Here is a 15,754-nt window from a genome sequence, read left to right as displayed (position 1 = left end):
AGCAGGGAAGTCAGCAGGGAAGTCAGCAGGGAAGTCAGCAGGGAAGTCAGCAGGGAAGTCAGCAGGGAAGTCAGCAGGGAAGTCAGCAGGCCGGGGGCGGATCCGGGTCGGATTCGCAGAGTAGTGCCGATGCCAATGATGTACAGAATGCAGAAGGAGGCCAGGGTGAAGGCGACAACTCATCCGCCGCACAAAATGCAAGTCAGGCCTTGCAGGAAGCGCTTGAAGGTCTGGGAGAGCAGCGTTCCCGCGAACTGGCCGAGAGTCTTGAACAGGCCTATGCGTCAGCGGACTCGTTGCTGGAAGAGCAACGCGACGTCGAGGAAATTCTGCGCGAGGCCGTGGATCGCGCCATGCGCTCACGTGAAAGCGGTATCTTCAATCCGGGCCTGACACGCGAGGATATGGAGTCGCTCTCGCAACGCAAGAGGGAATTGCAGACGGAACTGGAAGCGACAAGAGACGTCGTCGAATCACTGGAACAACGCTATGGGGCACAAGCCCCGCGGACGGGGCGTGCGCTGGAACAGGCTCTGCAACGTCTTGATGAAGGCCGTGTTGTCGAGATGCTGGGTATTGCCGGTGATGCCATCGACAACGGTTCTCTGGTCACGGTGTTGCCGGGTGAGAGTCTGGTAACGAACTCCCTGCGAGAATGGCGAGATCGCCTGGGTGAGGCACGTGATGCCGCCGTCAGCGAAGAGCTGCAATCTCGCGATGACAATGATCTGCAGGTGGCTGATGCACTGGATCAACTGCAACAGTTGCGTGAACAGTTGCAGCAAGGACAGCAAGGACAGCAAGGACAGCAAGGACAGCAAGGACAGCAAGGTCAGCAAGGTCAGCAAGGTCAGCAAGGTCAGCAAGGTCAGCAAGGTCAGCAAGGTCAGCAGGGTCAGCAGGGTCAGCAGGGTGCTGGTGGTACGAGCCAGGGTCAGGCTGGTTCCGGCAGTGGCAGTACAGGGGTTGCAAACAGTGGTACTGCCGGTGCGAGCAGGGAGTCGCAACGTCAGCAGACAGCAGCCAGACTGGACGAACTGACGCCCGATCTTGATACCTTGGGTGTCAGCCGGGAAGACATCGAGGCCTTGCAGCAGAGCGCTCAACGGCTGCGTGATGCACAGGGGGCTGTCAATGCGGCGCGAGTCGAAGCCGAGTACCGTCAGATACTGAAACAGCTGGAAAAGCTGGAGATAGAGATCAGTAACAATGCAAGGCCGGTAGTCAGCGGAACCGAAAACCAGTTGCAGGCGAGCGAGACGACCGAGTCTGCGGCGGAGTATTATCGCCGTTTGAGTGAGCAGCCAGTCAGGTTGCAGCGTTAGTCGTAGCCGGCAGCGTATAACCACCCACAAGGCAACCTTGTTGGACGACAGGGTCAGTTTGCTTTAAACTGGTATTTTGGTCGACTACAGGTACTGCCTTTGTGAGTGTTTTCCTGCTTTATCTCAATACGGCACAGAAGGTTGATACCGTTGAGCATGGGATGATCCGTGGTCTGGCGACAGCCAACCCGGCATCATGCGAGACTCGTGCGCTGGCGCGTGACTATCTGACCATCGAAGCCGGAGACGAAGTCATCGGCTGCAATGGCGATGGCATTCGTTGGCAGGCTACCATTGACGAGGTCATCAATGCCACCCTTCAGGACGAAGAAGGCGAGGTCGGTGATCCGGTACGTATTCTCAAGGGTTCCCTGACAGCCAGAGGCGGCCGCTCGGTCGCTGCGGCGTGCAAGCGCATGAAGGACAATGGCATTGCATTGCCCGAAATCATCAACTCCCGTGGCAGTGGCTTCAAGCAGGGCGCCCTGGCCAAGAAACTGACGGACGAGCAGGCGGAAGAACTGGCATCCGGCCTCAGCTGAAGAACCGATCGGTTCGTCGCTGAATCTCTGGCAGCGCGTCTGCTGCCAGAGACCGTTCAGATCCCGGAAACCTGTCCGCCAGCCTTTGCCCGACCCGTCAGTCCTTCGGTGAAAGCACGATCAACTGCCAGCCGGCTTTCAGAGTGATTTTTTCACCAGCGCCGTAGACGTACAGTGTGTCGTCCTTGTCGATGGCAAAGAGCTTCAGGTCGTCTTCGCTGTACAGGGGATCGGTGGGCCTGGCCGTCTCGGGTTCCGAATCTGGCGCTTCCTCTTCTTCCTTGTTGCCTCCTTCGGTCAATCCATCCACTGCGGTTGACATGGCATCATCGACGGAATCGATGATTTTCGTACCGACGTCATCATCGTTGCCGTTGCCGTTGCCGTTGCCGTTGCCGTTGCCGTTGCCGTTGCCGTTGCCGTTCGGATCCGACTCGCCTACCGATGAGCCGTCAGCAGCATCGTCAGGCGATTGATCCGTATTTTCGGGGCTGTCGTCCGTAACCTCCGGATTCGTGTCCTGTGGCTCTGCCTTGTCGCTCACCGCCGGTGTCGTCACATCCTCGGCCTCTTCCGGGATGGTCAGATGGCGTATTTCTCCATTGCGCAGACGCTTGGACAGACCGCTGAAGGACAGGGAAGCGTCGAACAGCGGGTTGGCCCGATTTCTATTGGCTGTATCGAAGCGTTCATAAGCCTCTTCATTGGATGTGCCTTCCAGAGCGAAGACCGCACTGCTGCCAAAGTCCTGCCTGAAGTGCATGCCGGCCAGCGCATTGGTATCCCGGTTGGACGACACCGCAATCATCTTGCCGATACCTTGCAGGTCAAGGTTCTCCATGGCGTGCCCGGAAGTGGCATTGCCGTGGTAGGCCGGAAAACCCGCCTGGCGTGCCTGGCTGACATTACGCCAGGAGCTGTCAGCCAGCATGACCGAGATGGAATGCTCGCGCAGCGCGGTAGCCAGTTGAATGGCGATGTCATTGGCGCCGATGAACAGAACGCCGTTGGGTTCGGGGTTGCTGATGCCGAGTTTGTCGGCAACCAGTTTGGCACTCAGGCTCTGGAAGACCACCGTACCGATGATGACGCTGAAGGTCAGCGGCACCAGCAGCTCGCTCATGGGAATATCGGCTTCCTGCAGTCTCAGGACAAACACCGACGATACGGCGGCGGCGACGATTCCGCGTGGTGAAATCCAGCCGATGAAGGCTCGTTCGCCATGACTCAGCCCGGAGCCGATGGTGCACAACCAGGCATTCAGCGGCCGGATGATCAATTGTATGATCACCAGCAACAACAGTATCTGCCAGCCGTACTGAGGAATGAGACTGATGTCGACGCGCGATGCCAGCAGTATGAACAGGGAAGAGATCAGCAATACACTCAGATCTTCCTTGAAATGCAGGATTCTGTCGATGTGCAGCCCACGGGTATTGGCCAGCCACACCCCCATGATGGTGACTGCAAGCAGCCCGGATTCATGCTGCAGGGTCTCCGACAGGGTAAAGGCACAGACCACCACGACCAGCGTAAGCACATTGACCAGAAAGTCAGGAACCAGATACCGTCGCAGTACCAGTGCCGTCGCCGCCCCGGCTGCCAGACCGATACTGCCACCGATGGCGACCAGCTTGAGCAGCAGAATGGCCATGTAGCCGAAGCCCTTGTCGGGTGCATCCAGCATCACGAAGTTGAAGACGAGCAGGGCAAGAAATACCCCGATAGGGTCGATGAGAATCCCTTCCCAGTGCAGTATATGGCCGACCTTGTCAGAGGGGCGCACCGCCCTGAGCAACGGTTTTACAACCGTGGGTCCACTGACCACCGTGATGGAGCCGAATACGAAGGCCAGTGGCCAGGGCATCTCGAACAGATAATGAACGGCAACTGCTATCAGCAGTCCGGTCAGCAGGACTCCCACGGTGATGAGGCGTCTGACAACGACCCCATGACCGCGAATGTCCTTGAACTTGAGCGTCAACCCCCCTTCGAACAGAATGATGGCGACGAAGATCGAGACAATGGGGAACAGCAATTCGCCGAGCAGATCATCGGGATTGAGCAGTCCGAATATCGGGCCAGCCAGAATGCCGGCTACAAGCAGGAACAGGATGGATGGCAGTTTGAATCGCCATGCCAGCCACTGGCACAATCCGCCCAGCGCCCCTATGGCGGCGATGGCGATCATCGGGTTGTTCATCATGAAAACGTGCTCTGTTGACAGCAATGTCCACTGCTGCCAACGGCAGCCACCGCAATATTACATCGACTGTCGACAGGCAGCAGTGCAATAAAGAACTTACTCGCTGCCCAAGCGTTCGCCAACCCAGCTCAGTTCCCTGGCAATGGCCTGGCTCACGGGTTGTTGTCGATGTTCCTCGGGCAATACATCCCAGGTATAGGTCTCCACTTCCAGGTGGCTGCAGAAACCACTCTGTTTCTGCAACTGCAGTACCTGGGCCAACGAAGACTGCGTGGTCGAGAAGTGTTCCGTCTTGTCCACGAAGACCGGCACATGATAATGCACACGCCACTGCCTATCCGGTTCGCTGATCGGTGCAAACCGGGTTGTCGAGACGGGTGCACGCCCGCCATGAATAGCCATCTGCAGTGTCGGATCCAGAGTGGAGCGAGCTTCCAGGCGATGACGGCAGGCGACGGTTGCGGCGTGTACATCGTTGTATCTCGTGATGCGATCTCCGCACTTCTCGACAACCTGATGCAGGTAGACCGGTTCATCGAACCGTCCCAGGTGGCGAAGTGACGCTTCGTTGACCTGAGGTATTTCCAGCGCAGAGCTCAACTGCACCTTGATGATGGCGATGCCTGCCGACTGCAGACGGGCGATGACATGGGCCGGGTTTTCGAATTCCACCGCGGAATGGCAAACGTCGTAACAGACGCCGATATGCCGATGCATGGCGGCATCGGCAGCTGATCTGGACAGGCCAGTCATGTCGGCCAGCTTGTCGATGGCTTCGGTGCTGAACAGATGCTCCTTGAAGAATGACACCGTCTCGGCAACCGTTTCGAGCATGCAGCAGGGCTCCGGTTCCAGTGCCAGTGCAATGGTCACGCCGGTACGCTGTTCCAGCCCGACGCAATGCGCAACGGCTCGAATCAGGTTGTGGCTGATGCGTTGCTCACTACCCGGCATCATCCAGTCCTTGTAGGTGCCGGGCAGGGTGCTGAGCGAGCCAAGATCATCTGGTGGTGACAGTTCGCACAGCAGCGAAGCCAGGCGACAGGTGTACTCCAGTCGGGACGCTTCGGTCCAGTCCGGCTTGTAGACATCTTCCTTGACACGCTGACCGTGGAAGGCGCCATAGGGGAAGCCGTTCACCGTATAGATGTAGTGATCCTGATCGGCGAGCCAGCTCTTGAATGCCTCCAGCGCATCGGGCTTTTCCAGCGAGTCGAGGCTGTTGCGCGACAGTCGCAGACCGATTCCCATCGGACCGGTTTTTCCCAGACTCTCGCGTACTCGCGGCAGCTGGGTTTGCAGCTGAGGCAAGACATCACTCCAGGCATCGCCGGAATGGATGTTGGTGCAGTAACTCAGGTGCGTGGAGACGCCGGCACAGTCCAGAATCATTGGGCAAGACATTGACGTGGTCAGTAGAGACCTGCCTTCAATGATAGTTTCGTGCCAGATCAGTGCATATCCGGACAGAATCTGGCCGTTTCACGCCGTTGTGGACGAGTTGAGCGGTCTGTTTCGTGAACCTGTAGGCACGCTGCGGTCAAATTAACATGGCTGGCATGCGCAGGATATCGGGCAATAGCTGATAATGTCAGGTTCTCTTCGCAACAGATCGTAGCAGGACGAACACTCTTATGAACCAGCACGCGAGCCAGCCGCGGCCCAGACTGGGTATCATCATTTCGATGTTTCCCGAACTTCACGAGACGTTCATTCTGCGTGAACTGGTGGCGCTGGAACATCGCGGTGTCGAGTTCGATATCTACTCGCTCCAGTACCCGCGTGACCCTGTGACGATCGAAGATGCCATTCGACTTTCCACGGAACGCACTTTCTACTCGCCGTTGCTGAGCCTGGCAGGCGCCAGAGCCTTGCTGCGTGCGGTGGTTCGGCATCCTGCAAGGCTTGCAAAGGCCATCGCTCAGGTCGTGATCAAGGGCCGCGACCGCCCCATGGATGTTGTCAAGAATCTGGCTATTCTGCCGCTGGCTCTGTATATCGGAGAACAGGGAAGGCAGCGCGGCGTGAACCACTGGCACGGACACTGGGCGAATATCCCCACGACGGCCTGTTGGTATCTGCAACAGATCTACGCCGAGCCGTGGTCAGCTGCGATTCATGGTGAAGACATCTTCTCGCCCAACCGGTTTCTGCGACACAAGCTGGATGCCGCCGGGTTTGCCGTGGTCTGCAGCGGATATTTCTGCAACCATCTGAAGAACGAGATGGGGCTGGACAGTCCCGAGAAGATTCACCTGAACTATCATGGACTCGATCCTCGTGTGCTGGAACATGTGCCGGACAAGCCGTTTCGGGACAGAGCACCCGAGGACCCCCTGCGGCTGATCAGTATCGGACGCCTGGTGCCGACCAAGGGCCATGATGTACTGATTCGCGCCTGCGCCGCATTGATCGGGAACGGTCGTGAGTTGCAACTGACCCTCATCGGTTCAGGTCCCATCGAGCAGGAGCTCAAGGCACTGGTCGAAGCCGAGGGTATCGCCGACAGCGTCGATTTTCGTGGTGCTCTGGCATTCGCCGATGTGCTCGAAGCGCTGGACCGGTCCGATGTGTTCTGCCTGGCGCCCCGCCTGATTCCGGGGCACCCACCAGATGGCATTCCCAACGTGATTGCAGAGGCCATGGCCCTGCGTCTGCCAGTGGTGACCACTCGAGTCAGTGCCATTCCCGAACTGGTCAGCGATGGCGAGACCGGACAACTGGTGGAAGTCGATGATGTGCAAGGCTTTGCTGCAGCCATCGAACGGCTGGCAGCCGATCCGCAGCTGGCACGCCGTCTGAGCGAGCAGGCAAACGAACGCGTCGCCAGACTGTTTAATCAGAAACAGAATATCGATGATCTGATGGCGCTGTTTCAGCAACATGTACCCGGTGGCGTACCGCTGGCAGATCAGGCTGTTACAAGCTCTCGATGAACCAGCCAGCGTCAGAGTCCTCGCCGCCCGTATCCACCGGTGGCGCCGTCACAGCCCTCGTCATCGAAGAGCTGTCTATCGGTGGTGCCGAGCAGATGGTGGTGGCCATGGCCAATCAGCTGGTGCAGCTGGGCTGGCAGGTTCATGTCGTGTGTCTGCGTGATGCCGGCGCACTCGCCGCCGAGCTCGATGACAGTATTGTCGTGCATGTTCTGCACAAGAAACCCGGTCTGGATCTGTTCCTGCCGTGGCGCCTGAATCGTTGTCTGCACAGGATCAACCCCCTGGTTGTCAACAGCCATCTGTGGGTCGGCAATACCTGGACGCGCCTGGCCCTGTTGCTCGATCGGCTGCCGGTGGTGGTCACGGAGCATTCGCGCGATGTCTGGAAACCGCGCTACTATCGCTGGATAGACCGCATCCTGGCGTACAGAACCGCGGCGATGATTGCAGTATCCGGGGATACGGCTGCCTTCTATCGCGAAGAGGTAGGCGTGGATCCGGCACTCGTCACGGTGGTCAACAACGGGGTCAATACCCGTAAATATGCGGCGGGAGATGGCCGTTCCCTGCGCGAGGAATGGCTCGGCAACGAGCCGCGATTCCTGGACATGCCGGAGGATCGGCGGGTGCTGATCGGCACTGTCGGACGGCTGGTTCTGGCCAAGAACCATCGACGGCTGATCGATGCGCTTGGTCTTCTGCGACATGACCCCGCGCTGCAGGATCATGACATTCGCCTGATCGTGGTCGGGGATGGCGAGGATCGTGACGAAATCGAAGCCTATGTGCAGAAGACCGGCTTGCTCGATGCGGTGACCTTTACCGGTGCACGTCGGGATATACCCGATGTGCTGGCGGCATTCGACCTGTTCGTTCTCTCCTCTGACCGGGAAGGGCATCCCCTGACAGCCCTGGAAGCGCAGGCCGCAGGGACGCCGGTGGTGTTGACCGATGCCGGTGGCTCAAGCGAGGCGATTGCCCGGGAAGGGGCGTCGTGTGGCGGGGTTCTGGTAGAACGTTCAACCGAGGCACTGGCAGCAGCGCTGCGTGAGATGATCCTGTTTCCCCGGTTGCGAGCCGAGCGAGGCGCTTTCGCGCGACATCACGCACTGCTGCATTTCGACCAAAAGCGCATGATCGAACGCTATATCGAGATATTCAGGGCGGTATCACGCAACTGAGCTTACTGGACGCTGGCAGCTGGCACTGTTGGCAGTCAGACTGTATACCTGTCGCAGACCATCATGAGCGAGTTTTGACATGACGCATACCATTGATTCTGTCGCTGCGCTGGTTCAGCGCATTCACATCATGCTGGCTGAACAGTCGCATGGCCAACGACTGGTCGTGGCAATCGCCGGGGCTCCCGGTGCGGGCAAGTCCACGCTGGCCGAGCAGGTCTGCAGCTTGCTGAATCGTTCGGCAGAGCAGGCTGCAGCGGATGCCGGCAACTCGCCACCAGGGCTGGACTCTGCAGAAGTCTCGGCGGACAGCTCATTGGCTGGCGATAGCGATGCACGACAGCACGGAGCGGAGACCGCTGTCGGCGGCGCTGCTACTGCCGGAGACACCGTGGAGCACGCCGCCGAGATGGCCATCGTGGTGCCGATGGATGGGTTTCATCTGGACAATGCCATCCTGAATGCTCGTGGGCAGATGGCCGTCAAGGGATCGCCACCGACGTTCGATATCAATGGCTTTGTTGCTCTGTTGCACCGTCTGTCCGTACCCGACGGGGCAGATGTCTACATTCCGGTATTCGATCGTGACGCCGACCTGTCCAGAAACGCCGCCCACTGTGTGACCGCAAGGCATTCCGTGATCATCGTGGAAGGCAACTATCTGTTACTGCCACGCAAGGGCTGGAAACGTCTGGCACCCCTGTTTCATTTGAGTGTGATGCTGGATGTGCCACTGCAGACACTGGAGGAGCGCCTTGTCCAGCGCTGGCTGTACCATGGTCTGGAGCCCGAGGCTGCCAGGCAGCGCGCCTTGTCCAATGACATTCCAAACGCACGCATCGTGCAGGAAGAATCAACTGGCGCTCACCTGTACTTCAAGAGCGTGCGACAATAAGGTATCTCCATTGTCGGATACGACATGATCGCCTCCAGTCAACAAGAACAGAATGCAGCGGCCGACGACACCCGGTCCGATAACACGTCCGAAAGCCTGATGATCGGCTGGCGGGAATGGGTTTGCCTGCCGCAGCTCGGATTGCCTGCCGTCAAGGCCAAGGTGGATACCGGCGCCCGAACCTCCGCCATTCATGCACGCGATATTCGCCGCGTCAAACGCGACGGTGGCCAGGACTGGGTGGAATTCACCGTTCAGCCGATACAGCGAGACAGCACCATCGAACGTCGCTGTGAAGCCCAGCTGCTGGACATCCGGCGCGTGACCGATTCCGGTGGTCACGCCTCCGACCGCTTCTTCATCGCCACCGAGTTGCAACTGGGGTCCATCAGCCGGACCATCGAAATGACACTGTCACAACGCGATGACATGCTGTTCAGGATGCTGCTGGGCCGTACTGCCATGGTGCCCGGCATTCAGGTCGATCCATCCTTGTCATTCACTCTCGGACGGGTGTCCGCCCGTCTGCTGTATGCAGAACCTCCTGCAGGAGTTGAAAGTTGAAAATTGCCATTCTTTCGCGGAACCGGCGTCTGTATTCCACTCGACGGCTCATCGAAGCCGCCGAACAGCGCGGCCACGAAGTCCAGGTAATCGATGTGCTGCGCTGTTACATGAACATCGTGTCGCGCAAACCCAGTATCCATCTGGAAGGCAAGGAGCTAGACAGTTTCGATGCGGTCATTCCGCGCATTGGTGCATCCGTGACGGCCTATGGCACCTCGGTTCTGCGGCAGTTCGAAATGATGGGTACCTATACCCTGATAGAGTCTGTTGCGCTGTCGCGCTCGCGTGACAAGTTGCGCTCGCTGCAATTGCTGTCGCGCAAGGGCATTGGCTTGCCGGTCACCGGCTTTGCCAACAAGCCCGGTGACAGCAAGGACATCATCAAGATGGTGGGTGGGGCACCGGTTGTCATCAAGTTGCTGGAGGGCACGCAGGGGATCGGCGTGGTACTGGCCGAGACCAACAAGGCGGCGGAATCGGTCATCGAGGCCTTCATGGGTCTGCAGGCCAATATTCTCGTGCAGGAATTCATCAAGGAAGCCGGCGGTGCGGACATTCGTTGCCTGGTGGTCGGCGGCAAGGTGGTTGCGGCCATGAAACGCCAGGCCGCCGACGGCGAGTTTCGTTCGAACCTGCATCGAGGTGGTTCTGCCAGTCTGGTGAAGATCACGCCTGACGAACGGGCGACAGCGGTCAGTGCGGCCAAGGTGCTGGGGCTGTCCGTGGCTGGTGTCGATCTGCTGCGCTCATCACGGGGTCCACTGGTCATGGAAGTGAATTCCTCTCCGGGGCTGGAAGGTATCGAATCTGCCAGTGGCAAGGATGTGGCAGGCATCATCATCGAGGAGCTGGAAAAGAACGCCAGGCCGGGTAATACCAAGACACGGGGAGCTCGCGGTTGAAGGAGGACGAAACAGACGCAATCAGCAAGACTGCTGGAACTGCCCCCGCGGAGGGGCAGAACAGCAAGACCGGTCGTTCGGGCAGCCGAGCAGCTGCCGTCGCTCGCGACCCCATCGTCATTGGCGATGTCAGCATCGAACCCGGGCAGCGTTGCTATGTGGATTTGCCGTTGCCGCCCCTGTATACCCACACCTCGGTGGCCATGCCGGTGCATGTCATCCATGGCAAGCAGCCGGGTCCGGTGTTGTTTGTCACCGCCGCGATTCATGGCGATGAAATCAATGGTATCGAGATCATTCGTCGCTTGCTGGCAACCAGATCGCTGAGCCGGATTGCCGGTACACTGATTGCGGTGCCCGTGGTCAACGTCTATGGCTTCGTGTCCCAGTCACGCTATCTGCCGGACAGGCGGGATCTGAACCGATCGTTTCCCGGTTCCGAGCAGGGCTCCATGGCGGCGCGTCTGGCCGATACCCTGATGAGCGAAATCGTGGCGAAATGCACGCATGGTATCGATCTGCACACGGCTGCCGAAGGTCGTGCCAATCTGCCCCAGATTCGTGTCGACCTGGATGCACACCCGGACTTGCTGGAGCTGGCTGAAGCCTTCGCGCCGCCGATCCTGCTCGATTCGCACACACGGGACGGTACTCTGCGCAGCGCTGCCGGCAAATTGCCACTGTTGCTGTATGAGGCCGGTGAAGCCCTGCGTTTTGATGAACTGGCCATTCGCGCCGGTCTGAAAGGTGTGTTGCGCGTCATGCGGCACCTGAACATGCTGCCCGCCAGCAAGAGCGACGAAAAGAAAAGCAAACCCTGGCTGGCCAACAACAGCGTCTGGATGCGGGCACCGCAGAGCGGTATCCTGCGTTCGCGCATTCCTCTGGGCGGTATCGTGGAAGAGGGTGTGGTGCTGGGCTATATCTCGGATCCCTTCGGCGAGGCCGAACAGGCTGTTGTCAGTGATGTGTCCGGCGTGCTGATCGGTATCACCAAGCTGCCTCTGGTACATGAAGGCGAAGCCCTGTATCACGTGGCAACAACCGCTTCAACCAAGTCAGCGGCACGTGCCGTTGATGAATTTCGTCTCGAATACGAACAACCTTTGATAAAAAGACTCAAATAATGAAATTCCGTTCTCTGGGAAAACACGGCATGCCGGCCTCCGTGGTGGCCTTCGGTGCCTGGGCAATTGGCGGTTGGCGCTGGGGTGGCGCCGATGCGGAGAGCTCGGTGCAGGCTGTCAGAGCCTCACTGGATGCCGGTGTCAATCTGATCGACACGGCTGCTGTCTATGGTTTCGGCCTGTCCGAGGAAATCGTTGGCAAGGCCATCGAAGGACGCAAGCGCGAAGACATCGTTCTGGCAACCAAATGCGGCCTGCGCTGGGATATCGAAACGCCCAACCTGCATGCCGAGAGTGAGGGCAAGCGCATTTTCCGAACACTGGATGAAGCCTCCATCCGCTGGGAACTGGAGCAGAGTCTGGCGCGTCTGGGAACGGATTATATCGACCTGTACCAGACCCACTGGCCAGACCCGGAGACTGACCTGGAAGCGGTTGTGGCAACACTTGAGAAACTACGTGATGAAGGGCTGATTCGTGCCTGGGGTCTGTGCAATGAATCGGCTGAACGGATTGCCGAAGCGGCCCGACTGGGTACCCTGAGTACCGACCAGGAACGCTACAGTCTGCTGGATCGCGAACAGGACAGTGCCAATCTGCCGGTTTGCGAAGAATTCGATGTGGGTTTTCTGTGCTATTCGCCAATTGCCCAGGGGCTGTTGACGGGCAAGATGGATGGCAAGCGCGAGTTTTCGGACAACGACCTGCGCGCCGGCAATCCACGGTTTGCGCCACCCGTGCTGGAGGCCGTGCAAGCGGTTCTGGCGCCGGTCAAGTCACTGGCCCGTGATCGTGGTGTGAGCACTGAACAGCTGGTACTTGCCTGGACGTTGCAGCAGCCGGGTGTCAGTCATGTACTGGTGGGCACACGCGATATCAACCAGGCGGCCTCCAATGCCGCCGTCGGTTCCATCGAACTGGATAGTGAAGAGTTGGCCATGATCTCTCAGGCCGCCGATGCCTGGCCCGGGTTCGAGGCCTTCGGCAAGTAGTTGCCGATAAGCGTTCCTGCCCGAGCGCATCACCAGATCGGTTGTCGAACGTAGAAGGCGCAACCGCTCAGCGATGACAGATGGGCTCCTGACGCTGCGGTAGTTGCGTCAGGCAGCCTGAGTCGGGAGGCGTCTCTTGCGCCATCCATGGCCGGTGGCTGGCGCCGTTCGGCTCAGTCAAGCTGACCCAGCGCATTGAAGGCCTGACTGACCAGCTCTCCCTGCCAGAAGTCCGTAGCCTTCATGGCTTTTCCCGGGGGGCTGTCTGACTGTACACCGCTTGTATCGAGTGAGCGGTAGACCAGACGGAACCATTCGCCGTTGTTGCGGAACGAGCGAACGTCTGCCGTGACCGTTTCACCATTGAGCAGCAGACTCATCTGCCAGCGCGGTTCTGCCAGATCGACAGGAATCACCAGTGAGTCCCCCGGCGCCAGAGTCAGCGGTTCGGCTGCCAGCCCGCTACACACGCCATCGGGCTCCCGGTAGCCGGACGTGACATGGTTCATCGGCTCCAGATGAAAGCCGCAGTTCTCGCCGGGGTTGTTCAAGGTGACAGTCTGGTCCGATTGATTGACAACGGTCAATGTCAATGGGGCTGAAGCTGCATTACTGTCGCTGTTGTTGTTGTTATCGGGGCCCGTGCCGGTAGCCGGATCGGCGTCGGCAGGAATGTTCCGATTCAAGGCAAAATCGTCAGCTATCTCGATACCGATGGCCAGCGCATTCCAGTCATATCCAGTCAATACGGCTGTTCCATAGGCGTTGACCGAGATGCGAGCGTGCAAGGCAGTCTGCAAGCCGCCGCGTAGCCCCTGACGCTGTTCGATTTCGATACCGTGACCCTGCTCGACAAACAGTTGCTCGATGCCATAACCGACATCCACGCGATTCAGGCCAATACCGGGGCTATCGGTGCGGAGCCGTCCACGCAGAAAGAGGTTGTCTGCTGCAGGATCGGGCTCGACATTGGTGAAGTAGGCAACGTCATGCAGTCCACCGGGGCGTGCTTGTAGTACGGCATAGATCCTGTCTCCCTTGCGTGGCACTGTGTCCGCAGGCGTCCAGCGAACGGGGGCATGATCGAGGGAATTCAGGCCATAGCGAAGACGCACGAAATCACCCCGAAACGGGTCGCGCGGGTCAATCGGGGCGGTGGCAATCGACACGCTTGTGCCATGGGCGATGACGGCTTCCCGCTCATACACCATATAGCCCAACACAAATGCCTGAGCGGCAATGCAGGCGGCAATCAGCGTGCTACGCATTCGATTGCTCCCTGGCCTTGCGCTGCGCATAGCGGTGTCCCACGAGGAACAGCAATGCACCGATGACGAGAAAGGCGGCAGATCGCATCAGCAGGCTCTGGAACAGGTCGTCAAAATGCGCCATGATCAGAACACACAGCGTCAGGCAACCGAGGGTCACCTGTCGCCACTGGAGCGTGTCGGTGCCCCGGATGATCAGCAGAACACAATGCAGGGCCAGAATCGCATTGCTCAAGAGATTCAGGCTTGTGTGCCCTCGTGCCGTGATATCGAGCTGATAGGCCATCAGGACAAGCAGGGAGAACAGCACGGCAATGCGTTGCAGTTCGATGGTTCGATCCGCGGCAGTCGCGTGTTGGCCGGGTCTGGCGAGGATCATCAGGGCCAGCCACACGAGGGCAGTCGAGATCAGCATTCCCCAGATGGTGAGCCGATACCATTCTTCCGATCCGCTGGGCAGATCGGACAGAGATAGCTGATACAGGGAAAACTCACTGACGAAGGTCATGTACAGCAGGCAGGCACCGTAAACAAGGGCCCCCATGGCTCTGAGGACAGAGGCACTGCCCGGAAAGCTCGACCGCCTGCTCCAGTGGCTGATGGCAAGAATCATCAGTGCACTGCAGAAGAGCAGCTTGAATACGATGGCGTAGGTCCAGTGATAGCCGATGGTCAGCAACAGCAGTCCGAAGAGCGCCAGGATCGTCAGACTCAGCAGGGTGCGCGAGCGTTGTACCCAGGCCAGCGGCAGCAGGGTCAGGGCGATGATGCCGATGCTGGCGAGATGAACACGGTTGAAGTCCATCGTCTCGGATAATCCCCAGATCGATATCAATAGCGTAGCCAACAGACCCTGGATGACCGACGGAACGGTCCAGCCAAGCATCAGAGCGCCGATGCCCCAGAGCAGCAGTGCAGTGGGGTAATGTTCGTCCATGTGATAGATCTGCGCAATCAGCCAGATACCGGCGCCGAACATCATGGTGCCCAGCAAATGGAGACCTTCGACGAGGTTGGCATGGTCTGTCGGCTTGCGGCGCAACCACCAGGCAGTGCCGTGGCTCAGCAACAAGCCGGCGAATATCAGTGCCAGTTTGGCCGCCCTGGGAAGTGCAGCCCAGTTGTAGGCAAAGAACAGGATGACACCCAGTCCGAATATCAGGGAGCCGATGCCCGTGAGAATGAACAAACCCCAGGAGCGCTCGTTCGAGACAGGGTAGCGAGCGGCGATGGCTGTGGCGCTGGTCTGGTCGATCAGACCCTCTTTCAGCCAGTCGCCAATTTCCTGTCGTAGCCAGACAGCGTGCTTGCTCATGGGCTTGCTCTGTTGTGCTCTATTCGTCGAAAACCAGTGTGAAGAGGTCACGCGTCATGGTGATCCGGTCTTTTTTTTGGATCAATATACTGGAAGAAGGTGGCGGCAGCCTGCCTGCGTGTCTTGAAAGGGAGTTGGGCAGGCAACGCCATCTCGAGTGGTGAGTGGCGAGTGGTGAGAGGCGAGAGGCGAGAGGCGAGAGGCGAGAGGCGAGAGGCGAGAGGCGAGAGGCGAGAGGCGAGAGGCGAGAGGCAAGAGGCAAGAGGCAAGAGGCAAGAGGCAGTTCCGCTTGTATTTTCAGGATTTCTCGCAAGTGAGCAACTCCCTGTTGTGTTTATCACCACATTTGCAGCATGATGGTGATATCGGAATCAACCATCCGGAGACTTTTCCGGAAAGCCCGAATCGAATTGCTGGTCAGTGAATTCTGTTGCCTATGTGTTGTTACAGAATATTCGCGAGGATTGCACGAATCTGTACAGCCACACGAATCGT

The 15,754-nt window shown here is 58.7% G+C and carries 13 protein-coding genes; 9 read left to right on the top strand and 4 right to left on the bottom strand.

The genetic code is table 11. The annotated features are described in order from the left end of the window. Positions 1–1,325, top strand: a 1,325-nt coding sequence (locus ACUNV4_RS09940) for a hypothetical protein (protein ID WP_430878385.1), incomplete at its 5' end; no start/stop codon positions are given. A gap of 101 nt (positions 1,326–1,426) precedes the next feature. Next, on the top strand, positions 1,427–1,867 hold the full coding sequence (locus ACUNV4_RS09935; RefSeq protein WP_430878384.1) for a hypothetical protein: 441 nt from the start codon (positions 1,427–1,429) through the stop codon (positions 1,865–1,867). A gap of 97 nt (positions 1,868–1,964) precedes the next feature. Here ACUNV4_RS09935 and ACUNV4_RS09930 read toward each other — a convergent pair whose 3' ends face one another. Beyond that, complete coding sequence (locus tag ACUNV4_RS09930) at positions 1,965–4,073, bottom strand: cation:proton antiporter (protein WP_430878383.1); 2,109 nt, start codon at positions 4,071–4,073, stop codon at positions 1,965–1,967. A 96-nt stretch (positions 4,074–4,169) separates the two neighbouring features. Continuing rightward, positions 4,170–5,465, bottom strand: a complete 1,296-nt coding sequence (gene eboE, locus ACUNV4_RS09925) for a metabolite traffic protein EboE (protein ID WP_430878382.1) — start codon at positions 5,463–5,465, stop codon at positions 4,170–4,172. A 242-nt stretch (positions 5,466–5,707) separates the two neighbouring features. On the opposite strand from eboE, the gene ACUNV4_RS09920 reads away from it, so the two are divergent. The 7 genes from ACUNV4_RS09920 to ACUNV4_RS09890 all read left to right on the top strand — a co-directional run bounded on the left by ACUNV4_RS09920 (position 5,708) and on the right by ACUNV4_RS09890 (position 12,676). Beyond that, positions 5,708–7,009, top strand: coding sequence for a glycosyltransferase family 4 protein (locus ACUNV4_RS09920; RefSeq protein WP_430878381.1), 1,302 nt, complete (start codon positions 5,708–5,710; stop codon positions 7,007–7,009). After that, positions 7,006–8,193, top strand: a complete 1,188-nt coding sequence (locus ACUNV4_RS09915; protein WP_430878380.1) for a glycosyltransferase — start codon at positions 7,006–7,008, stop codon at positions 8,191–8,193. Before ACUNV4_RS09920 ends, ACUNV4_RS09915 begins: the two co-directional genes overlap by 4 nt. Positions 8,194–8,272: 79 nt before the next feature. After that, positions 8,273–9,088, top strand: a complete 816-nt coding sequence (locus ACUNV4_RS09910; RefSeq protein WP_430878379.1) for a hypothetical protein — start codon at positions 8,273–8,275, stop codon at positions 9,086–9,088. A 99-nt stretch (positions 9,089–9,187) separates the two neighbouring features. After that, positions 9,188–9,652 carry an ATP-dependent zinc protease family protein gene (locus tag ACUNV4_RS09905; RefSeq protein ID WP_430878775.1) on the top strand — a complete coding sequence of 155 codons (465 nt, stop codon included), beginning with the start codon at positions 9,188–9,190 and terminating at the stop codon, positions 9,650–9,652. Then, positions 9,649–10,557 (top strand): 30S ribosomal protein S6--L-glutamate ligase, encoded by a 909-nt coding sequence (gene rimK / locus ACUNV4_RS09900; protein WP_430878378.1) that lies wholly within the window; start codon positions 9,649–9,651, stop codon positions 10,555–10,557. Before ACUNV4_RS09905 ends, rimK begins: the two co-directional genes overlap by 4 nt. Positions 10,558–10,670: 113 nt before the next feature. After that, the gene (locus tag ACUNV4_RS09895; RefSeq protein WP_430878774.1) at positions 10,671–11,684 is read left to right on the top strand and encodes a succinylglutamate desuccinylase/aspartoacylase family protein; all 1,014 of its coding nucleotides are present in this window, start codon (positions 10,671–10,673) and stop codon (positions 11,682–11,684) included. Then, positions 11,684–12,676: an aldo/keto reductase gene (locus ACUNV4_RS09890; RefSeq protein ID WP_430878377.1), complete on the top strand. Its 993-nt coding sequence runs from the start codon at positions 11,684–11,686 to the stop codon at positions 12,674–12,676. Before ACUNV4_RS09895 ends, ACUNV4_RS09890 begins: the two co-directional genes overlap by 1 nt. Positions 12,677–12,849: 173 nt before the next feature. On the opposite strand, the gene ACUNV4_RS09885 is transcribed toward ACUNV4_RS09890, so the two are convergent. Together ACUNV4_RS09885 and ACUNV4_RS09880 are read right to left on the bottom strand one after the other, a co-directional pair. After that, the gene (locus ACUNV4_RS09885) at positions 12,850–13,944 is read right to left on the bottom strand and encodes a GDYXXLXY domain-containing protein (RefSeq protein WP_430878376.1); all 1,095 of its coding nucleotides are present in this window, start codon (positions 13,942–13,944) and stop codon (positions 12,850–12,852) included. Then, positions 13,937–15,259 carry a DUF2157 domain-containing protein gene (locus tag ACUNV4_RS09880; protein WP_430878375.1) on the bottom strand — a complete coding sequence of 441 codons (1,323 nt, stop codon included), beginning with the start codon at positions 15,257–15,259 and terminating at the stop codon, positions 13,937–13,939. Before ACUNV4_RS09880 ends, ACUNV4_RS09885 begins: the two co-directional genes overlap by 8 nt. Between the last annotated feature and the right edge of the window lie 495 nt (positions 15,260–15,754).

The organism is Granulosicoccus sp. 3-233, from assembly GCF_052681095.1.
The sequence above is the reverse complement of the archived record's forward strand: the minus strand, read 5'-3'. Positions and strand labels throughout refer to the sequence as shown.